The organism is Actinacidiphila guanduensis (genome assembly GCF_900103985.1).
GTDB lineage: Bacteria > Actinomycetota > Actinomycetes > Streptomycetales > Streptomycetaceae > Actinacidiphila > Actinacidiphila guanduensis.
The window spans coordinates 44,309-64,331 of record NZ_FNIE01000001.1 but is presented as its reverse complement, the minus strand read 5'-3'; the positions used below and the strand labels follow the sequence as shown (position 1 = coordinate 64,331).

The window sequence follows — 20,023 nt, the reverse complement described above, 5'->3', positions numbered from 1 at the left end:
ACGGCCGCCCCCGGCGAAGTGGGAGAACGACATGGGACTTGCTCTATCGGTCATCGTGAGCGGCATCGCCTTCGGGCTGCTCATCGGCATGCTGGCCTTCATCCTCGTCTTCCTCTACAAGACGACAGGAGTGGCCAACTTCGCCGTCGGCAACATCGGCATGTTCGAGACGTTCATCGTCTACGAACTGTGGAAGGACGGCATGGGCCTGTGGCCCGCGGCCGGCATCGGCCTGGTGTGCAGCGCCGTGTTCGGCGTGCTCGTCTACCAGGTGGTGCTGCGGCCCTTCGGCGGCAACCAGGCGAACACCCTGGTGCGCACCGTCGCGCTGTTCCTGCTGCTGGCGGCGATGGCGGACGTGTTCTTCGGCCGTGACCAGCCGTACCACTTCCCGTCCCTGTTGCCCAGCGGAGGCACCAAGGTCGGTGGGGTGCTGCTGCGCTGGTCCGACCTGATCACGGTGGGGATCGTGCTGGTGATCGTCACCGGCTTCGTGGCGATGTTCCGCTACACCCGCACCGGCCTGCAGTTCCTGGCCGTCGCGCAGCGCCCGGAGACCGCGCGGCTGCTGGGCGTGCGCGCCCAGCGCCTGTCGACGATCGCCTACATGCTCGCCGGCTGCCTGGCCCTGCTCATCGGCCTGCTGCTCGCCCCCAAGCAGCTGCTCTTCTCGCAGATGATGAACCCGATCCTGCTCTTCGCCTTCGCGGCGGCGGTCGTCGGCGGATTCACCAGCCTCGGGGGCACGTTCGTCGGCGGCATCATCATCGGCGTCGCCACCGACCTGGTCTCCACCTACTGGGGCAGCGACCTGACCCTGGCCAGCGCGCTGGCGATCATGCTGCTCACCCTCGCCGTACGCCCCAACGGGCTCTTCGGCACCGCCCAGGTGAGGCGGCTGTGACCGCGCCCACCCGACACCGCAACGACCACCGGGGAGTTGAACCATGCTGACGCGAGCCAGGGACGACGTGGGGCGGCCCGCGCTGCTGCTCCTGCTGCTGCTGGCGCTCGCACCGCTGGTGGTGACCGGCGTCAGCGACCAGGGCATCCTGGTCGTCGCCATGATCTACGCGGTCGGCGCCGTCGGCCTGGACGTGCTCACCGGCTACTCGGGGCAGTTCTCCTTCGGCCAGTTCGTGTACTTCGCCATCGGCGCCTACGTCATGGCCGCCGTGCGCGTCCACGCGCACTGGCCGTGGGTGCCCGCCATCATCGCCGGCGTGCTCGCCGCCGCGCTGGTCGCCGCCGTGATCGGCTCGCTCTTCGTCCGGCTGCGGTTCTTCGGGTCCGCGGTCGGCACCTTCTTCCTGGGCGCGGTCGCGGTGGACCTGATCAGCGGCGCGCGGCTGTCGCACTGGACCGGCGGCTCCAACGGCCTGGCCGTGCTGCCCGTGACCATCGGCGCCAACAGCCTCTCCCAGGGCGACTGGCTCTACTACACGGTGTGGATCGCGCTCGCGATCAGCGTCGCCCTGTGCCTGCGCTACACCAAGGTCCGCGCCGGCATGGCCGCCCGCGTGGTCAAGGAGAACGAGGTCGTCGCCGCCGTCCTCGGCGTACGCGTCTTCCGCGAGAAGGTCCGCGCGCAGGCGCTGGCCGGAGCGGTCGCCGGACTCGGCGGCTGTATGCTCGCCCTCGACGTCGGCTACCTCTCGCCCGACACCTTCGGCATCAGCCAGTCCATCGAGCTGTTCGCGATCGTTGCCGTCGGCGGCACCGGCAGCATCGTCGGGCCGGTCCTGGGCGCGATCTTCTTCTTCAGCCTCGTCAACGGCTTCGCCTCCACCTCGGCGTCCGCCTCCCAACTGCTGTTCTCCCTGGTCGTGCTCGCCGTCGTGGTGCTCTTCAACCGCGGCCTGTACGACCTGGTGGAGCAGGGCGTGCGCAAGCTGCTCGCCCTGCGCGGGAAGGGGACGCCGGCCGCCGGACCCGCGGAGGACGGGGCCGTACCGGCCGCACAGGCGCCCGCCCCGGGGGAGGATTGCGGACCCGCGGTCCTCGCCGAGGTCCGCCCCCGTGAGGAGCCCGCTGTCCCGCAGGGCCCGCCGCTGCTCGTCCTGGAGGGCATCGGCGTCGACTTCGGCGGTGTGCGCGCGCTCGGCGGGGTGGACCTGAGCGTCGCCCGCGGCGAGGTGCACGCCATCATCGGCCCGAACGGCGCAGGCAAGACCACGCTGCTCAACTGCATCAGCGGCATCCAGCCCGCCACCGGGCAGGTGGTCCTGGACGGCGACGACGTGACCGGGTTGCCGGTCTCCGTGCGCCGGGCCCGCGGCATCTCACGGACCTTCCAGCATCCCTCGCTGGTCGCCGACCTCACCGCGCGGCAGAACGTCGAGGTGGGCGCCTACGCCACCCACGACGGCTCGGCCCTGTTGGAGATGGCCGGACTTCCCGGCACCCGGCGGCGCGACCGTGTCGCCCGCGAACGGGCCGTCGCCGCACTGGAACTGCTGGACTTCCCGAGGTCCCGCTGGGACGTGCACGCCGGCGAGCTGACGATGGGCGAGCAGAAGCACATCGACATCGCCCGCGCCCTCGCCAACGAGCCCGAGCTGCTGCTCCTCGACGAGCCGACGGCCGGGCTCGGCGAGGAGGAGATCGGAGCCGTGGCCGGTGCCATCGAAGGTGTGCGGCGGGCGGGCGTGACCGTCCTGGTCATCGCCCACCACGTCGGCTTCGTCCGCAGGATCGCCGACCGCTGCACAGTGCTGGACTTCGGCCGGGTCCTCACCTCGGGCACGGCCGCCGACGTCCTCACCGACGAGCAGGTCGTGGACGTGTTCGTGGGAGCCGGAGGGAAGTCATGACCGCGGTGAGCCAGGAGGGGACCCGCCGGGAGCAGGCGGGCGCGGGTCTGAGCATCGAGGACCTGCACGTGCGCTTCTCCGGCGCACGGGTGCTCGACGGGCTCTCGCTCGCCGTCGCGCCGGGCGAGATCGTCGGCCTGGCCGGCCGCAACGGCGCCGGCAAGACCACCACACTCCGCGCCGTCTCGGGCCTTGCCGCCCGCAGCCGCGGGGTGATCTCGCTGGACGGCGTCCCGCTGCCGGCAAGGCCGGAGGCGGTCGCGCGGGCCGGCGTCGCCCATGTCCCCGAAGGGCGCGGGATCTTCGCCGATCTGACGGTCGAGGAGAACATCCGGCTCGGCATCGTCCGGAAGGTGCCCGCGGAGCGGACCCTGCGCGGCGCGCTGGAGGAGGCGTTCCCCGCGGTCGTGCGGCTGCGCGACCAGAAGGCCGGCCGGCTCAGCGGTGGCGAGCAGCAGATGGTCGCTCTCTTCCGCGGCCTGATCGGCAGCCCCCGGGTGCTGCTCGTGGACGAGATGAGCCTGGGCCTGTCACCGCGCGCCCTGCGCACGGCCATCGAGGCGCTGGCCGCGCTCGGCCGGGCGCACGGTATCGGCGTGCTGGTCGTGGACCAGAACAGCCGGATGCTGCACGAGCATTGCGACCGCGTCCACCTGCTGGGGGACGGGCGGGTGCGGCTGTGGGAGGACGCCAGCGACATCGCCTCGGCGTACTTCGAGTGACCGTACGGGAGTTGGCGCCACCGACGGCCGCCGCGTCCGCCGTGGAGGGGCGGCGGGCGCGGCGGCCGACGGTGGCGGCCACGGACCGCGCAGGCCCTATGCTGGGTGGGCGCGCCGGCTCATTGTCAGACAATATATGAGCGCAGGTCGGCGTCCCCGGACCCGCCCGCCGGCACACGGGCGCCGGCACACCGAGGCACGGACGCCTCGCAGACGAAGCACACGGCCGCACAGGCCACCATTGGGAGGACACAGCGTGGGATCGGACAAGAGCATGGCGGGCAGCGCGGCCGGAGCGCCCTTCGCCGGCGCCCGGATCGGCCGCGTCGCAGCCCCGATTCGCGAGCAGGTCCTCGACGTGATCCGGCAGGGCATTCTCGACTTCCAGCTGCGGCCCGGACAGCGGCTGATCGAGCGGGAGTTGATCGAGCAGCTGGGCGTGTCGCGGCCGACCATCCGCGAGGTGCTCTCCCGCCTCGTCGCCGAGGGGCTGGTCACCATCCAGCCCCAGCACGGCGCGATCGTCGCGGTGCTCTCCCCGGTCGAGGCCGAGGACATCTACGAGATGCGGGTCCCCTTGGAGGTGCTGGTCATGCAGCGCTTCGTGAAGCGGGCCACCGACGAGGAGGTCGCCCAACTGCGCGGCGCGCTGGCCCGGATCGAGGAGATCACCGAGGCCGGCTCGGAGACCCAGAGCCGGCTGCGGGCCAAGGACGACTTCTACCAGATCGTCTTCGAGGGGGCCCGCAGCCCCGTCCTCGCCCAGACGCTGCAGACCATGCAGGGGCGCATCCGGCTGCTGCGGGCCACCTCGCTGGCCACCGCGGGCCGCCCGGAGGCGTCGCTGGAGGAGATCCGCCAGCTGGTCGCCGCCATCGAACGCCGCGACCTGGACGCGGTGGCCGCCGCCGCGACCGCCCATGTGCGCAACGCAGCGGCGAGCGCGCTGAGCCAACTCGCCGAGAACGGGGCGGAGGCCGCCCGGAGCTAGAGCCTCGGCACGTCCTGCCTGCCGTCGCGGCGGGCACCCGAAAGCCCCCGAGGGGAGGCGGCGGCCCGGCATCGTGCCGGGCCGCCGCTTTGCCGCCTCGGGCGCGGGTGCCTCAGCCGTCGGCGGCGGCCTTCCAGCGGACGAAGGTCACCTCGTCGTCCACCGGCTCGAACAAGGCGGTCACCGGGCGGCCGATCACCAGGTCGGCCGGGTCGCCGCGCATCAGGCCGTACATCTTCAGCCCGCAGGTGAGCTCCACCAGGCCCACCACGTAGGGCAGTTCGTCGGCGAAGGCTGGGTCCAGGGCGCGGTGGTAGGTGGCGTAGCTCCACAGCGTGCCGGCCGGCTCGACCTCCTCCCAGGCGAACTCCGCGTGCTGGCACTGCGGGCAGAGCGCCTCCGGCGGCCACAGCCGGTAGCCGCAGGAGGTGCAGCGCGGGACGGTCAGCCGCCCTTCGCGGGTGGCCGCCCAGAAGGGGGCGGTGACCGCGTCGGCCAGGTCGGGCAGGGGCTTGGCGGGCTTGTCGGCCGCCTCGGGCGTCGTGCTCATACCGCACTCCGGGTGGACAGGATGGTGGCGGCGCCCTTCCAGAAGTCGTGCGTCTGGGCATGCAGGGCGACTTCGGCCCCCGGGACCTGCCGGTCCCCGGCCTCGCCCCGCAGCTGGGCCACCGCCTCGTACAGGTGCATCCAGTTGTGGGTGTAACTCTCGGAGAGCTGCCCGCCATGGGTGTTGACCGGCAGCCGGCCGCCGGGGCGGGTGTGGCCCTCGGCCAGGAACGGGCCCGCCTCACCCAGGCCGCAGAAGCCGTACCACTCCAGCATCTGCAGCACCCACACCGAGGTGCCGTCCTGGAGGTAGGCCAGGTCCATGTCGTCCGGTCCCAGGCCCGCGTTGCGGTACACCTGCTCGGCGATGGAGCCCAGCCACGGGCGCATCAACTTGTCCTCGTTCTGCTCGTTGCGGATCGCCGAGCGCTGGGCCATGCCCAGCAGGTGCACCGGTTTGGCGTGCAGGTCGGCCGCCCGCTCGGAGGAGGTGACCACGAAGGCGGCACCGCCGTCGGAGATGACGGTCAGGTCGGCCCGCCGCAGCGGCTCCACGACGTACGGCTGCGCCAGGTAGTCGCCGATGCCCATGGGGGAGCGGAAGACCGCGCGCGGGTTGAGCGCCGCCCACTCCCGCTGCGCGACACTGACCCAGCCCAACTGCTCCTCGGTCGTGCCGTACAGGTGCATGTGACGCCGGGCGGCCATCGCGGCCGGCCCCGCCACGTGCAGGAAGCCGGTCAGGGCCGCCCACTGCGCCGAGCCGCCGATCGGGCGGGAGAAACCGATGCGCGCGCTGCGGGCGTTGGTGCCGTAGGTGAGCAGCACGGTGCTCGCCAGGCCCGAACGGATCGCCATCGCGGCCAGATGCAGCGAGAAGCCGGCCATGCCGTAGTCGAGGGTGGTGCTGTAGTCGGGGTTGATCCCGAGCAACGGACCCATCGCCTCGTCGGTGCCGTGCGTGGTCAGCGGCGCCTTGCACGTGATCAGGCCGTCCACGGCCGACTTGTCGATCCCGGCGTCCTCCAGCGCGGCCACCGCGGCCCGAACCGCGATGACTTCGGGGGACTCGCCGGGAAGCTCCCCCTGTTCTGTCGCTCCTGCGCCGATGACCGCGACTGCGGGGGGCGGCCCGATTCCTGAACCCACACCCGACTCCCTCTGTCAGTTCGTCCGACTGTCAGACGATACTATCGGCAAGGGTCCCGCCGGCACCATGCCCGAACGGGAATCCCCGGGCGGTACGCCGCAGGTCACAGCCGAGCGGCGGCACCGTCCACCACCACACGCCACGGGGGTGCAACGGATGACACCGGACGAACCGCACACGACGCCGGGGGACAGCTGGCAGCCGACCGCGATCGGCCGCGTCTCCGCACCGCTGCGCAACCAGGTGCTCGACGTCCTGCGCCGCGAGATCCTCGACTTCCGGTTGCGCCCCGGCCAGCGGCTGATCGAGCGCGAACTCATGGAACGGCTCGGGGTGTCCAGGGCGACCGTCCGCGAGGTCGTGGTCCGCCTGGAGTCCGAGGGCCTGGTCACCTCCGTCCCGCAGCGCGGCGCCGTCGTCACCGTCCTGACCGTGAGCGAGGCCGCCGATATCTACGAGCTGCGCGGCGTCCTGGAAATGCTCGCCGCCCGCCGCTTCACCGAACGCGCCACCGACGCCCAGGTCCACCACCTGCGGCAGGTCTACGAGGACCTCGCCGCCGCCTCCGCGCCCACCGACGACACCCTCGGCCCGCTGCGCGCCAAGGACGCCTTCTACGCCGTGCTGCTGGAAGGCGCCGCCAGTCCCGTCCTCACCTGGACCCTCACCGGCCTGCAGAGCCGGGTCCGGCTGCTGCGGCAGACCTCCTTCTCGGTGCCCGGCCGCGTGCAGCAGAGCCTGGCCGAGATCCACACCCTGCTCTGCGCGATCGAGGCCCGCGATGCGGACGCCGCGGCCGAGGCAAGTGCCACCCACATCCGCAACGCCGCGCGCATCGGCCTGGCCCGCATGTCGCAGGCGCCGCCGCCGTAGACCTGCCACCGCGCACCTCGGGCTCCCGCGCCCGTGAGAGGCTGGACGAGACGCCCTCGCGGCAACGCCGAACCGGCCGCGTGCGAAGGGCACTTCGAGCGGAGGAGCACGTGCGGAGCCCGGACACGTCCCGCGTGAGACGGCTCGCCGCGCACCGCGCCGTCTCCGCCGCGCTCGCGGCCCGCGACGAGGGCGAATTGCGCGCGCTCGTGGCCGCGGGCACACCGCACGGCTCGGGGATCGGCGGGAGATCGGTGCTGCTGGAGGTGGACGGTGTCCCCGTCTTCGTCAAGCAGGTGCCGCTGACCGACATCGAGCGCCGCCCCGAGCACATCGGCTCCACCGCGAACCTGTTCGGCCTGCCACCCTTCTGCCAGTACGGCTTCGGCGGCCCGGGATTCGGCGCCTGGCGCGAGCTGGCGGTGCACGAGGCGACCACCGCGTGGGCGCTCGCGGGGGAGTACGACGGCTTCCCGCTGACCTACCACTGGCGGGTGCTGCCCGGCCCCCGGCGGCCGCTGCCATCCGAACTGGCCGATGTGGAGCGGGCCGTGGCCTACTGGGGCAGTGATCCGGCGGTGCGCCGCCGGATTGAGTCGCTGCGGGAGGCGACCGCGAGCCTGACCCTCTTCCTGGAGTACGTCCCGCACGACCTGCACACCTGGCTCCGCACGCAGGTCGCCGCAGGCGCGGGTCCGGCCGAGCGGGCCTGTGCCATGGTGGAGCGCGAGCTGGCCGCCGGCGTGGCCTTCATGAACGACCGCGGGCTGCTCCACTTCGACGCCCACTTCGCCAACGTCCTCACCGACGGCGAGCGGCTGTTCTTCGCCGACTACGGCCTCGCCCTGTCCTCGGACTTCGACCTCTCCGCCGCCGAGACCGCCTTCTTCGAGCGGCACCGCGGCTACGACCGCTGCTACACACTGTGGCACCTCGTGAGCTGGCTGGTCGCCGAGGTGTACGGCCACGACCCGGATGCCCGCGCGGACTTCGCGCATGCATGCGCGAAGGGAGCGACGCCCGAGGGGATGCCCGCGGTGCTCGCCGGCATCGTCACCCGCCACGCCCCCGTGGCCGACGCGATGGGCACGTTCCTGCGCGCGCTGCGCCGGGAGAGCCGCACGACCCCGTACCCGCACGAGGAGCTGACCGGGCTGCTGCGGGCCGCCCGCTGACCGGGCGGGCGGAGGCGGGGGCTATTCGCCGTGGTCGTCCTGGGGGCGGCCGTCCGGCGGGGCGTCGGCGCGCTGCTGGACGGCCAGGATGGAGAGCAGGTCGGCCACCATGGGGCCGGTGTCGGCGGGGTGCCGCAGGGGTGCGCGGTCCTTGACCGTGTAGTGGTTGGAGCGCCCGCTGCGGGTGTGCGCGAGGTACCCCGCGTCCTCGAGGTCGGCGATGATCTTCTGGACGGCGCGTTCGGTGAGCAGGCACCTGGCGGCGATGTCGCGTACGCGCACGCCCGGGTCGCGGGCAATCGCAGCCAGGACCCGTGCGTGGTTGGTGAGGAAGGTCCATCCCGGTCGGAGGCGTGCGGCGTCGTCCATGCGGACATCGTACGGCTGAAGATTCACGCACATCCATACGTGAAAAAGTTTTCACGTATTTGTTGACGGGTGGAGGGTTCTTCACCCATGCTGAAGGGGCACCGCCCCACCCACGAGGAGAACGGCGACATCCGTGATGGAACTCGTCTCGCTCGCGTACGCGTACGGAGAAGAAGAGGAACCGCCCGTCCGCGAGCAAATTGTCGCCGGGGGGCGCCTGGTCAGGGACCTGCGCGGTCGGCTGGCCATCCGCATCACCGAGCGGTCCGGGCGGGTGCGCGCCGCAGTCGGCGGCGAAGTGGACCTCGACTGCGCCGCGACCCTTCGCCACGTGCTGTGCTCCAACCTCGTCGAGTCCCTCGGCGGTCTCGACATCGACCTCAACGCCGTCCGCTTCTTCGACTGCTCCGGTCTGAACGTCCTCCTCCACCTGCGTGTCCTCGCCCGCGAGCACGGCATCCCGCTGCGCCTGCTGCGCGTCTCGCCCGCCGTCTCCCGCGTCCTCACCCTGACCGACACGGCGCCCCTGTTCTTCGCGGAGTCCAAGGCCGCGTAGCAGGAGGGGCGCGGCGGTCAGGCGGCTGGCAGCAGCCTGACCGCCGACATCCACACCGTCAGCGGGTTCACGCGGTCCGGGTAGCGGGCGACCATCGCGTCGAAGTACGCCCGCGCGCTGGTCGCCGACGCCAGCACCTCCTCGGCGGAGTCGAGGTAGCCGCGGGTCGTGGCGATGTCGGCGGGGCTGTCCGGCCAGGCCGGTTCGCGGTGCCCTGCGACGACGTGCCGGGGATCGAGAGCGGCCACGGTGTCCAGGGCCCGCCGCCAGGCGTCCAGCCCGCCGCCCCCGGCCTCACCCAGGTACTGGTGCACGTTCGCGTAGACGACATCGCCCGCCGCCACCAGGCCGATCGAGGGGACGTGCAGCACGGAGGTGCCGTCCATGTCGCTGTGGCCGGCCTCGACCGGCAGCAGCGCGTGCCCGTCGACCTCGAAGCCGTCCCGCGGGACGGCTTCGAGGTCGAGCGGCGCGCCGGCCACCTGGCCGGGGAAGGCGGCCGGCCACAGCCCCGTCGCCGCGCCCTCCGGCGCGGCCGCCCGGATCGCCTCGATGGTGCTCGGCGTGGCGAGGACCGTGACGCCCGGGAAGCGCTCGACCAGCGGCTGCGTCCCGAGCCAGTGGTCGCCGTGGCCGTGGGTGACGTAGATGAAGGACAGCCGCTTGCCGAAGCCCTCGATCCAGTCGCCGAGGGCGTCCGCCTGGGCCCGGGTGATCGGCGGATCCACCAGGGCGGCCTCGGTGGGCCCGTGCACCAGCGTGTGGGCGAGCGGCGACCACGAGCCGGCGGTGCCGTCGGGCAGCTTCAGGGCCGCCGGTGCGACGGGCGTCATCGCCGAGACATGGACATCGTGGCTGAGCGTGCTCATGGGGAAGCTCCTGGGTGTGGCGGGCTCTTGGTGGGCCCGCGAAGCAGGTGAAAGAAGTATTATCACTTTGACTATGTCATACGAACCGGGCGGCGGCGACAGCCCGCGGGCGCTGCCATAGGGTTCGGTTGCGGGTCCCGGTACGGCCACCGGCGGCTCCGAGCGGAAGGACGGTGCCGATGAGCGCGCAGGAGACGGGCTGGCCCGCCACGGGCCGCTTCCGGGTGACAACCGCCCCGGGCGGGCTCGGCCTGGTCCAGGACCTGCTCAATACCCTCGCCCCGGAGGGCTCCGCCCACCGCGACCTGCTCGCGGACAAGGCGTCGGCGCAGGAGTGGGCCGACGCCACCGCACGCCAGTGGGCCGCGGTCACCGGCGGCACCGCCCCGCACGTCCTCGTGGACGACGAGGCGCTGGCGCGGCTGCGCGCGTATCGCGCCCGCTTCCAGGACGCCGCCATCGAGCCCGGAGCGGGGGAGGGGCCGCCCGGCGAGGCTCCGCTCACCGGCGAGGCCGCCCTCGAACTGGGAGCGGACGGCCAGGTCCGCGCCACGCCCCAGGGCGCCGGCTGGCGGCGCCTTGCCTCGCTCCTGCTGCTCGCCGCCTGGCAGGCGCAGGCCGATGACCTGCGACGGCGCCTGAAGGTGTGCCGCAACCCCGCCTGCCGCGTCGCCTTCTACGACCGCTCCCGCAACAACAGCGGCGTCTGGCACGACGTGCGGACCTGCGGCAACACCGCCAACCTCCGCGCCCACCGGGCCCGCCGCCGCGAGGAGGCAGGGACCTCGGCCACGTAGGACCGCAGGTCCCGCCTTTGAGCCGGGCGCCCCCAGCGGTCCCCGTCGGGGCGGGAGCTGCCTTTCGCGCGCAGCGGCCCCGTACGCCGCTCAGCCGCGCGGGCTGCTCCCCGCCGGGCGCCGCAGCTCCTCGGCGCTCCCGGCCGTCAGGAAGTACCGCGCGTACGGCGTGCCCGCGAAGTGCTCGCCCATCAGCCGGGACCAGGTGAGGACCGCCGAGAGCGGGCGGTGGTTGATCACGATGTGCTGCGTCTGTCCCGCCGCGTTGCGCCGGACCACCACGACACTGCCGATCGGCTCGTCGCGCACCCGCGAGACGTAGTCCTCCGCGAAGCCGTCCTCGCCGTACTCACCCGCGTACACGAACTCCTGGTAGTCGTACAGCGTGCGGGCGAACCCCAGGATCGCGCGCACCGCCTCGGGGCCGCGGACGATCCCGTTCATCACCGACGCCTCCATCGTGACGTCCTCGGCCAGGTCGTCCAGCCAGGCCGGGTAGTAGTCCGTCCGCCGCGCGCCCGCGTCGCCGCTGCCCAGATACGTCGTCATGGCCGGTTCTCCTCGTGTGTGCGACCGCCTCCGACGGAAAGAAGCATACGCCAATAGCTTCTTTCTTGGCGGCGTCCATCGACGACGGTCTGTGAAACCGGTTTCATCCCGCCTGTGAACACTCAACGGCCGTGACTGGCAAGGCCATTGACGACCGGAGTGGAAACCGCTTACCTTCTGACCCGCAAGGCGCGCTCCACCGCGGTCCGGCGCCATCCCGGCAGCCGCGCGACGATCCGCTGCCCGGAACCGGAAAGCCCCCCACCCTCCGGAGGAGACATGTCCGCACCCGCATTCGCCCCCAGGCCGCGAAGGAGGGTCGCCGCGGCACTGCTCCTCGCCCTGCTCGGCGCGCTCCTGTGCACCCTGGGCCCGGCCGCCCGCAGCGCCTCCGCCGCGTCGTTCACCGTCTACAACCAGACGCAGGGCGACTGGCACAACTGGAACCTGGAGCAGTTCGGCCTGACCGACAACGCGGCGATCTACGACCAGTGGGGCCTGAGCTGCTCCGCGACCGCGTGCAGCAACGTGCCCTCGCAGAGCGCCTTCCAGACCGCGGTGAAGAACGCCGTCGCCTCCTTCAAGGCCTCGGCCTCCGCGCCGCTCGTCCTCGACCTGGAGAACATCCTGCCGGTCAGCGCCAAGTCGGCCGGCCAGGCCCAGCAGGACCTCACCCTCTACGAGAAGCTCGCCACCTGGGCCCACCAGGCCGAGCCCGCCGCACCCCTGGGCATCTACTCCTACGACTACAGCACCGCGTACAGCTCCTACACCAAGCAGCTCTACACCGGCGGGTACCTGCAGTACTTCGCGCCCTCGATGTACAACCGCTGGGCCACCGTGGCCGATTGGGAGAACGAGTTCGACGCGGCGGTTGCCGACGACCACGCCATGGACCCCGCGCTGCCGATCTACCCGTACCTGTGGCCGCTGTGGGACAACGGCAGCGGCGGCCAGCTGAGCGGCCCGGACCGGAGCACCGAGTTCGCCCAGGTGCAGGCCAAGACCCAGGGCGCCATCATCTGGGCGAACGCCGCCACCTCGCTGGGCAGCGGCTCCTGCGGCTGGCTCGGCGACCTCGCCTACGAGATGAGCCTGCTGAGCGGCACCCAGAGCTCCGGCCCGCTCGGCGTGACCGCGAAGGTGCCGAACACCTGTGAGATCGGCCGGGGCCTGACCACCGCCATCCCGCTCACCCTCACCAACAAGGGCACCTCGACCAGCGCGGCCACCACGCTCAAGGCCCTCTCCGGCCCGCAGGGGATCACCGGCTCCTACGCCTCGACGGCCGTGCCCGCCCTGGCCCCCGGCGCCTCCTGGTCCACCACCCTGTCCCTGACCGTGCCCGCCACCGAGTCCTCCCAGACCGCGCTGCTCAGGATCGACTACGGCACCGGTTTCGGCCGGCTCACCGTGATCATCCCCTGAGGTGCTGAGGTGCTGAGGTGCTGAGGTGCTGAGATCTTGAGGTCTTGAGGTCTTGAGGTGGTCCTGAAGGGTTGAGGTGCTGACGCTCACGGCGCCTCGGGTGCCCTCCACGCTCACCGCCCTCGCGGCAGCCGCGGTCCCTCGTCCGGTGGCTGCCGCGAGGCGCGCACACCGTCGCGGAACGATCTGTGCTAGCGTAGTTGATGTTGCAGTTGTGGTACCCATGAACTCTGTGTGCGCCTGACGGGATGTGACCCTAGGGCGCATTTTTGTTTCCGGCCTCCGGGTGGGGTTCATCGCAGCGGCACCGGTTCCGCACGGTGCGGAATCGGACCTGCCCCGTCAAGAGGAGTCAAAAATGGCAACCGGAACCGTGAAGTGGTTCAACGCGGAAAAGGGCTTCGGCTTCATCGAGCAGGACGGCGGCGGCGCCGACGTCTTCGCCCACTACTCGAACATCGCCGCCCAGGGCTTCCGCGAGCTCCACGAGGGCCAGAAGGTCAGCTTCGACGTCACGCAGGGCCAGAAGGGCCCGCAGGCGGAGAACATCGTCCCGGCCTGATCCGGGACACGGCACCGTCGAGGGCCGGGCACCGCACCACTTGCGCGCGGGGCCCGGCCCTTGCCCTGCTCCACCGCCCATCCGACCGGCCATCCGGCGGCCGCGGCGCCCGCACCCGACCGTGGGGCGCCGACCCGACACGGTGCCTCCCGTGCACCGTCCGCGCACGCACCGCGCGTTGCGCACCACCCCGGCTCGTATCGCTGGTCTCCGTCTGCTGCCCGCCACGGATTCCTCCCGGCACGCGCCGCCTTCGAGGAAGGCTTCCCGCATGTCAGAGGACACCACCCATAGCAGGCCGGCCCGACGCCGCCGCCCCTCCGGCCGCCCCGCGGCCGGCTCCCGCACCGGCGCCGGCACAAGCCGCCGCGGCGGCAAGAACGACAGGAACGCCCCGACCGACAGGAGCGGCAACGGCGTCGAGCAGGCGCTGACCGCGGCGGGAACGCCCGGTCCGCCGCCCGTCGAGCACTTCTCCGAACTGGCCCTGCCCGCGCCGGTGCTGGCCGAGCTGACCCGGCAGGGCGTCACCGTGCCCTTCCCCATCCAGGCGGCCACACTGCCGAGTTCGATCGCCGGGCGCGACGTGCTCGGCCGCGGGCGCACCGGCTCCGGCAAGACCCTCGCCTTCGGCCTCGCCGTGCTGGCCCGCATCGCCGAGCAGCGCGCCGAGCCCGGCCGCCCGCTCGCCATGATCCTGGTCCCCACCCGCGAGCTGGCCCAGCAGGTGACCGACGCGCTGACCCCCTACGCCCGGGCGGTCCGGCTGCGGCTGGCGACGGTGGTCGGCGGGATGTCGATCGGGCGGCAGGCCGCTGCGCTGCGCGGCGGCGCCGAGGTCGTCGTCGCCACCCCGGGCCGGCTGCGCGACCTCATCGAGCGCGGCGACTGCCGGCTGGACCAGGTGGCCGTCACGGTGCTCGACGAGGCCGACCAGATGGCCGACATGGGCTTCCTGCCCCAGGTCACCGCGCTGCTGCGGCAGGTCGCCCCCGGCGGCCAGCGGCTGCTGTTCTCCGCGACCCTCGACCGCAACGTGGACACCCTCGTCCGCCGCTTCCTCTCCGACCCGGTGGTGCACGCGGTGGACCCCTCGGCCGGCGCGGTGACCGCGATGGAGCACCACGTGCTCCACGTCGCGGAGGACGACAAGAACCAGACGGTGGTGCGGATCGCCGCCCGCGAGGGCCGGGTGCTGCTGTTCGTGGACAGCAAGCGGGGCGCCGACCGCCTCGCCAAGCGGCTGCTGGCTCAGGGCGTGCGCGCGGCCGCGCTGCACGGCGGCAAGAGCCAGCCCCAACGCACCCGCGTCCTCGACCAGTTCAAGGACGGCCAGGTCTCCGTCCTGGTCGCGACCAACGTCGCCGCCCGCGGCATCCACATCGACACCCTCGACCTCGTGGTCAACGTCGACCCGCCCGCCGACCACAAGGATTACCTGCACCGCGGCGGACGCACCGCCCGCGCGGGTGCCTCCGGCAGCGTCGTCACCCTCGTCCTGCCCGAACAGCGGCGCGAGATGGACCGGTTGACCGCCAGGGCCGGGATCAGCGCGCGCACGACCGCGGTGCGCTCCTCGGACGCCGCACTGGCCGAGATCACCGGGGCCCGCGAGCCCTCGGGCATCCCGGTCACCATCACGCCGCCGGCCGCCGCGGCACCGCCCGCCCCCGCGAGTGCCCGCGCCCGCAACGGCGCCCGCCGGGGACGTACGGGCTCGGGCGCCGCGGCCACCTCCCTGCGCGCGAACGGCCGCTCCGGCAACGGCGGTTCGGGCACGGCAGGCGCGGCCCGCTCCGCCGGCCGCCCGGCTGCCACCCGCTCCCGCCGGCGTGCGGCATGACAGCCGCTGCGGTGCCGACACCCGCGCCCCCGGTGACCGCCCCGGCCCCGCCGGACGGCAGCGACTTCGCCGTGCTCTCCCGCCGCATCGCCGACTCCGGCCTGATGCGCCGCCGGCCGGGCTACTACGCCGCACGGATCGGCTCGCTCGCGGTCCTCTACGCCGGCGCCTGGACGGCGTTCGCACTGCTCGGCTCCTCCTGGTGGCAGCTGGCGGTTGCCGTCGTCCTCGGTGTGCTGTTCACGCAGGTCGCACTCGTCGCCCACGACCTGGCCCACCGGCAGGTCTTCCGGCTGCGGCGGCCGAGCGAGAACGCCGGGCGGATCGCGGGCAACGTGTGCATCGGCGTCGGCTACGGCTGGTGGCACGACAAGCACACCCGGCACCACGCCAACCCCAACCACGAAGAGCTCGACCCGGACGTCGGCCCCGGCGTGCTGGTCTGGTCGAAGGACCAGGCCCGCGCCGCCCGCGGCCTCGGCCGCTGGATCGGCGCCCGCCAGGCGTACTGGTTCTTCCCGCTGCTCACCCTGGAAGGGCTCAACCTGCACGTGGCCGGGGTACGGGCGCTGTTCCGGCCCGGCCGCGACCGCGCCCTGGAAGGCACGCTGCTCGGCCTGCACATCGTCGCGTACCTCACGGCGCTCTTCGTCGTGCTCAGCCCGCTGCAGGCGCTGGTGTTCCTCGCCGTCCACCAGGCCGTCTTCGGCGTCTACATGGGTTGCACGTTCGCACCCAACCACAAGGGCATGCCGACGCTCACGGGCACGCAGCGCCCCGACTTCCTGCGCCGCCAGGTGCTCACCTCGCGGAACGTACGCGGTGGCCTGCTGCTCGACGTCGTACTGGGCGGCCTGAACCACCAGATAGAGCACCACCTCTTCCCGAGCATGCCCGCCCCGCACCTGCGCCGCGCCCGGCCCATCGTCCGGGCCTACTGCGCCGAGTTGGGCATCCCCTACGCCGAGTCCGGGCTGCTCTCCTCCTACGCCCAGGCACTGCGCCACCTCCACGCGGCCGGCGCGCCGCTGCGTGCCACGGCCTGACACCCGAGCGTCTGCACTGCGGGCGGCCGGCGGACTTCCACCAAGTCCGCCGGCCGCCCGCTCCCGTTGTCCGCAGGCTTTGCGGCAGCCGGGCTCAACGCGCGGCCGGGCAGCGGCTCTTGTGCCCTGCGGGAGGCACGAGAAGGGTGTTACAGGACAGTCCTCCCGTGTCCGACTTGATGTGATCAGCGGCTCATCCCAGGCATCTTGTGCGGTTGTGGAGACGGTGTGCAGAATTCTCGTCGCCGGTATGGATCCGGCAGGTGAGACCCCTCGGAGCGTGACGTGCCCGACCTCGCGGAACCGCGCTCCGCGCCCGCCGGCCCTGCCCGGCGTGCCCCGCGTACCGGGCGCCACGCCGCCCGCCGGGCGCACGCGGCCGACGACTTCTCCGGCGGCCGGGCCCGGCTGATCGCGCTGATCCCCGCGCACGACGAGCAGGACCGTATCGCCGAGGCCATCCGCGGCCTGCACGCCCAGACCCGCCGGCCCGACCTCGTCGTCGTGGTCGCCGACAACTGCACGGACGCCACCGCCGACATCGCCCGCGCCCTCGGCGCCGAGGTCTTCGAGACGGTCGGCAACCGGCACAAGAAGGCCGGCGCCCTCAACCAGGCCATCGCCTGGGCGCTCCCGCACCTGTCCGACCGGGACCTGGTCCTCGTCCAGGACGCCGACACCGTCCTGAACCCGTGGTTCGTGGAGACCGCCGAGAGCACCTTCAACCGCCGGGTCGGCGCGGTCGGCGGGGTCTTCTTCGGCGAGGAGGGCGGCGGGCTGCTCGGGCTGCTCCAGCGGATGGAGTTCCACCGCTACGCCTGGGAGGTCGACCGCCGCGGCGGCAAAGCGTGGGTGCTCACCGGCACCGGCACGGTGTTCCGCGCCCGCGTCCTGCGCGAGGTGCGCGCCGCACGCCGCGAGGGGCGGATCGGCGGCGGCGCCGGCTACTACAGCCTGGCCTCCCTCACCGAGGACGACGAGATCACCAAGGCGATCAAGACTCTCGGTTACCGCACCATGTCGCCGGCCGGCTGCGGGGTGACCACGGAGGTCATGACCACCCTGCCCAAGCTGTGGCACCAGCGGATGCGCTGGCAGCGCGGCGCGCTGGAGAACCTGCGGGACTACGGCTGGACGCGGGTGACCGCGCGCTACTTCCTGCAGCAGTTCATGATGGGCTTCGGCGCGCTCAGCTTCCTGGTCTACCTGTCCTTCATGGCCGTCACCCTGACCGTCTACGGCTGGCCCGGCCTGTCGCCGTTCTGGACCTGCGTCGGGGCGGTCTTCCTCGTCGAGAAGGTCGTCTCCGTGCGCCGCGCCGGCCCGCGGGCGGTCGTGCTGGCCGCGCTGATGCTGCCCGAGATGCTCTACGACCTCTTCCAGCACGCCGTGTACTTCTCCTCGCTGTGGGGCCTGCTGCGCCGCAGCGAGGAGAAGTGGGTCGCCACCTGACCCGCGGCCCCCGCGACTCCCCCCACACGTGTCCCACCAGCTGTGACGAACGCAGAGGAGAAACGTTCATGTACGGAAGAACCATCGGTGCCGGCACCACGGGCACCGCGGGGGCGACGCTGGCCGCGACCGGCGTGTGGACCCACAGCGTGGCGCTGTTCGTGGCCGCGGCGACGCTGGTGACGGCGGGTCTGGCGCTCTACAAGCTGGCCCCGCGCCGGCGTACCCGCTGAGCCTTGAGCCCCGGGGGTCCGGTCCCTCGCACGTGCGCTCTTCGGAGTGCGTGTGGGCCCGGCTCCCGGGGCTCCTGCATGCCCGTTGCGCACCCGGCGTGCCCCGCCCGGGCCTTGGTGCGGGGCAGCCTTGCGGGGGCCGGTCCGCCGGGCCCGGCCCGGCCGGCGTCAGGAGGCCTGGGCCGTCGGCATGATCGTGACCTGCTGGAGGTTGGCCCGCGGCGGCAGCGAGGCGAGGAAGCCGATGGTGTCGGCGATGTCCTGCGGGGTCAGCCACTCCATCGCGGACTTCGAGCCCTCCAGCCAGTCCAGGGCGCCCTGGTCGGTCACGTGGTCCTGCAACTCGGTGCCCACGATGCCGGGTTCGATCGCCGAGACCCGGACGTTCTTCGGGCCGAGCTCGGTGCGCAGGTGCCGCGAGAGGTGGGTGACGTACGCCTTCGTGGCCGAGTAGACCGCGAACGTCGGGAAGATGTTCTGCGCCGCGATCGACGAGGTGTTGACCAGGTCGGCCACCCCCCGCTCCTGCGCGGCCCGGACCAACTGCGGTGTGAACGCGGCGATGGCGTTCATCAGCCCGGTGACGTTGAGGTCGATCTGGCGCTGCCACTGGTCGGTGGCCAACTCCTCGATCGGGGCCGGGAGCATCACGCCGGCGTTGTTGAACAGCAGGTCCGCGCCGCCGAGTTCGGCGGCGACGCGGTCGGCCGCGGCCTGCACGGCGGCCTTGTCGGTGACGTCGGCGGTGATGGCCGTCGCCGAGCCGCCGTTCTTCTCGATCCGGGCGGCCAGCTCCCGCAGCCGCTCGGCCCGGCGGGCGAGGACGACGACGTGCGCGCCCAGAGCGGCGAGCTTTTCGGCGGTCGCCTCGCCGATGCCGCTGGAGGCGCCGGTGACGACGGCGACGCGGCCGTGCAGGGGAGCCGGGATCTGCGGGGCGGTGGCGGGGGTGCTCATGGCGGATGCCTTCCGTGGGTGGGCCGATGGGTGGCCGCGTGAGCCGGTCGCCGCTGGTGCGGCCGGGCTCCTCGTCGGCGCACATCCAGCACACCAGCGCGGCGGGCCCGTCGGGGCGCCATAGCTGGCCCTGCTCCGGCAGGTACTGGCAGGGATACCTTCGCGCGGGACAGGCCGGCCGCGCCGCGATCACAATGGTGGTATGGACCGCAGCCAGGAACTTGCCGACTTCCTCCGCTCCCGCCGCGGGGCGCTGACCCCCGAGGAGGCGGGCCTGGCGCCGGACGGGCGGGTCCGCCGGGTACCGGGCCTACGCAGGGACGAGGTGGCGCGGCTGGCCGGGGTGAGCACCGAGTACTACACGCGGCTGGAGCAGGGCCGTGCCGGCCACCCCTCCTCCGAGGTCGTCCAGGCGCTGGCCCGCGCACTGCGGCTGGACGCGTCGGAGCGCGAGCACCTCGCCGACCTGCTGCAGCCGGATCCGCATGCGGCCCGGCGTGCTCCGGCCAGGCCGCAGCGGGTGCGACCGGGCCTCTACCTGATGCTGGAGACGCTGAGCCACGTGCCGGCGTTCGTGATGGGCCGCCGGACCGACGTGCTGGCCTCGAACCGCCTGGCGAGGGCCGTTCTCACCGACTTCGACGCGCTGCCCGCCCCGCGCCGCAACCTCGCCCGCTACTACCTGCTGGATCCGGAGGCGCGCGAGCGGGTGGGGGACTGGGAGCGGATCGCGGCGGAGACGGCCGCGATGCTGCGTCTGGAGGCGGGCCGCTACCCCGACGACCGCCAGCTGGCGGACCTGGTGGGGGAGTTGACGGTCCAGTCCCCGGAGTTCTCGCGCTGGTGGAACGACCACAAAGTGCTGCGCCGTACCCACGGGGCGAAGTGGTACGTCCACCCGGTGGTGGGCGAGCTGCACTTCTCGTACGAGTCGTTCCAGGTGCCGGGCGATGTGGACCAGGTGCTGTGCGTCTACAACGTGGAACCGGGTTCGCAGAGCGCGAAGGGCCTGGAGCTGCTGCGGAGTTGGACGGCGCCGGTCGAGCAATTGGGTCGGTGACGGCGCGGGGGCGCCGCGGTGTCTTGGTT

The 20,023-nt window shown here is 72.7% G+C and carries 21 protein-coding genes; 15 read left to right on the top strand and 6 right to left on the bottom strand.

Translation table 11 applies throughout. From position 1 onward, the window contains the following. Positions 1-31: 31 nt before the first annotated feature. The 4 genes from BLR33_RS00335 (at position 32) to BLR33_RS00320 (ending at position 4,526) form a co-directional block, all read left to right on the top strand. Positions 32-904: a branched-chain amino acid ABC transporter permease gene (locus BLR33_RS00335; protein ID WP_093782185.1), complete on the top strand. Its 873-nt coding sequence runs from the start codon at positions 32-34 to the stop codon at positions 902-904. Positions 905-947: 43 nt separating this feature from the next. Continuing rightward, positions 948-2,813, top strand: coding sequence for a branched-chain amino acid ABC transporter ATP-binding protein/permease (locus tag BLR33_RS00330; protein ID WP_093782184.1), 1,866 nt, complete (start codon positions 948-950; stop codon positions 2,811-2,813). Further along, positions 2,810-3,535, top strand: a complete 726-nt coding sequence (locus BLR33_RS00325) for an ABC transporter ATP-binding protein (RefSeq protein ID WP_093782183.1) — start codon at positions 2,810-2,812, stop codon at positions 3,533-3,535. Before BLR33_RS00330 ends, BLR33_RS00325 begins: the two co-directional genes overlap by 4 nt. Before the next feature lie 256 nt (positions 3,536-3,791). Beyond that, positions 3,792-4,526, top strand: coding sequence for a GntR family transcriptional regulator (locus BLR33_RS00320; RefSeq protein WP_176930055.1), 735 nt, complete (start codon positions 3,792-3,794; stop codon positions 4,524-4,526). Between the two features lie 112 nt (positions 4,527-4,638). Here BLR33_RS00320 and BLR33_RS00315 read toward each other — a convergent pair whose 3' ends face one another. Both BLR33_RS00315 and BLR33_RS00310 read right to left on the bottom strand, forming a co-directional pair. Further along, on the bottom strand, positions 4,639-5,076 hold the full coding sequence (locus tag BLR33_RS00315) for a Zn-ribbon domain-containing OB-fold protein (RefSeq protein ID WP_093782181.1): 438 nt from the start codon (positions 5,074-5,076) through the stop codon (positions 4,639-4,641). Further along, complete coding sequence (locus BLR33_RS00310; protein ID WP_218136578.1) at positions 5,073-6,224, bottom strand: thiolase C-terminal domain-containing protein; 1,152 nt, start codon at positions 6,222-6,224, stop codon at positions 5,073-5,075. The genes BLR33_RS00315 and BLR33_RS00310 overlap by 4 nt, the downstream gene beginning before the upstream one ends. A 157-nt stretch (positions 6,225-6,381) precedes the next feature. On the opposite strand from BLR33_RS00310, the gene BLR33_RS00305 reads away from it, so the two are divergent. Together BLR33_RS00305 and BLR33_RS00300 are read left to right on the top strand one after the other, a co-directional pair. After that, complete coding sequence (locus BLR33_RS00305; protein ID WP_093782180.1) at positions 6,382-7,098, top strand: GntR family transcriptional regulator; 717 nt, start codon at positions 6,382-6,384, stop codon at positions 7,096-7,098. A gap of 134 nt (positions 7,099-7,232) precedes the next feature. Next, on the top strand, positions 7,233-8,273 hold the full coding sequence (locus tag BLR33_RS00300) for a protein kinase family protein (protein ID WP_245771049.1): 1,041 nt from the start codon (positions 7,233-7,235) through the stop codon (positions 8,271-8,273). Between the two features lie 21 nt (positions 8,274-8,294). Here the strand turns inward: BLR33_RS00300 and BLR33_RS00295 are convergent, their stop codons facing one another. After that, positions 8,295-8,642 (bottom strand): helix-turn-helix transcriptional regulator, encoded by a 348-nt coding sequence (locus BLR33_RS00295; RefSeq protein WP_093782178.1) that lies wholly within the window; start codon positions 8,640-8,642, stop codon positions 8,295-8,297. Positions 8,643-8,778: 136 nt separating this feature from the next. Between BLR33_RS00295 and BLR33_RS00290 the strand changes: the two genes are divergently transcribed. Then, positions 8,779-9,198, top strand: coding sequence for an STAS domain-containing protein (locus BLR33_RS00290; protein WP_093782177.1), 420 nt, complete (start codon positions 8,779-8,781; stop codon positions 9,196-9,198). 17 nt (positions 9,199-9,215) lie between these two features. Here the strand turns inward: BLR33_RS00290 and BLR33_RS00285 are convergent, their stop codons facing one another. Further along, positions 9,216-10,067 (bottom strand): MBL fold metallo-hydrolase, encoded by an 852-nt coding sequence (locus BLR33_RS00285; protein ID WP_093782176.1) that lies wholly within the window; start codon positions 10,065-10,067, stop codon positions 9,216-9,218. Positions 10,068-10,246: 179 nt separating this feature from the next. Here BLR33_RS00285 and BLR33_RS00280 point away from each other — a divergent pair, with 179 nt between their 5' ends. Beyond that, positions 10,247-10,864, top strand: coding sequence for a CGNR zinc finger domain-containing protein (locus BLR33_RS00280; protein ID WP_093782175.1), 618 nt, complete (start codon positions 10,247-10,249; stop codon positions 10,862-10,864). Positions 10,865-10,954: 90 nt separating this feature from the next. Here the strand turns inward: BLR33_RS00280 and BLR33_RS00275 are convergent, their stop codons facing one another. Continuing rightward, a complete protein-coding gene (locus BLR33_RS00275) occupies positions 10,955-11,413 on the bottom strand; it encodes a hypothetical protein (protein WP_218136577.1) in 459 nt (152 codons plus the stop codon). A 279-nt stretch (positions 11,414-11,692) separates the two neighbouring features. Between BLR33_RS00275 and BLR33_RS00270 the strand changes: the two genes are divergently transcribed. From BLR33_RS00270 to BLR33_RS34930, 6 genes are all read left to right on the top strand, one after another. Then, the gene (locus BLR33_RS00270; protein WP_093782174.1) at positions 11,693-12,841 is read left to right on the top strand and encodes an NEW3 domain-containing protein; all 1,149 of its coding nucleotides are present in this window, start codon (positions 11,693-11,695) and stop codon (positions 12,839-12,841) included. 358 nt (positions 12,842-13,199) lie between these two features. After that, positions 13,200-13,403 (top strand): cold-shock protein, encoded by a 204-nt coding sequence (locus BLR33_RS00265; RefSeq protein ID WP_014179498.1) that lies wholly within the window; start codon positions 13,200-13,202, stop codon positions 13,401-13,403. Positions 13,404-13,674: 271 nt separating this feature from the next. Further along, complete coding sequence (locus BLR33_RS00260) at positions 13,675-15,246, top strand: DEAD/DEAH box helicase (RefSeq protein WP_093782173.1); 1,572 nt, start codon at positions 13,675-13,677, stop codon at positions 15,244-15,246. After that, a complete protein-coding gene (locus BLR33_RS00255; RefSeq protein WP_093782172.1) occupies positions 15,243-16,292 on the top strand; it encodes a fatty acid desaturase family protein in 1,050 nt (349 codons plus the stop codon). The genes BLR33_RS00260 and BLR33_RS00255 overlap by 4 nt, the downstream gene beginning before the upstream one ends. 285 nt (positions 16,293-16,577) lie before the next feature. Next, positions 16,578-17,744, top strand: coding sequence for a glycosyltransferase (locus BLR33_RS00250; protein WP_093782171.1), 1,167 nt, complete (start codon positions 16,578-16,580; stop codon positions 17,742-17,744). A gap of 68 nt (positions 17,745-17,812) precedes the next feature. Then, the gene (locus tag BLR33_RS34930; RefSeq protein WP_176930054.1) at positions 17,813-17,977 is read left to right on the top strand and encodes a hypothetical protein; all 165 of its coding nucleotides are present in this window, start codon (positions 17,813-17,815) and stop codon (positions 17,975-17,977) included. A gap of 168 nt (positions 17,978-18,145) precedes the next feature. On the opposite strand, the gene BLR33_RS00245 is transcribed toward BLR33_RS34930, so the two are convergent. Continuing rightward, positions 18,146-18,934, bottom strand: coding sequence for an SDR family oxidoreductase (locus BLR33_RS00245; RefSeq protein WP_093782170.1), 789 nt, complete (start codon positions 18,932-18,934; stop codon positions 18,146-18,148). Positions 18,935-19,136: 202 nt separating this feature from the next. Between BLR33_RS00245 and BLR33_RS00240 the strand changes: the two genes are divergently transcribed. Then, positions 19,137-19,994, top strand: coding sequence for a helix-turn-helix domain-containing protein (locus BLR33_RS00240; RefSeq protein ID WP_093782169.1), 858 nt, complete (start codon positions 19,137-19,139; stop codon positions 19,992-19,994). The last annotated feature ends 29 nt before the right edge of the window (positions 19,995-20,023 follow it).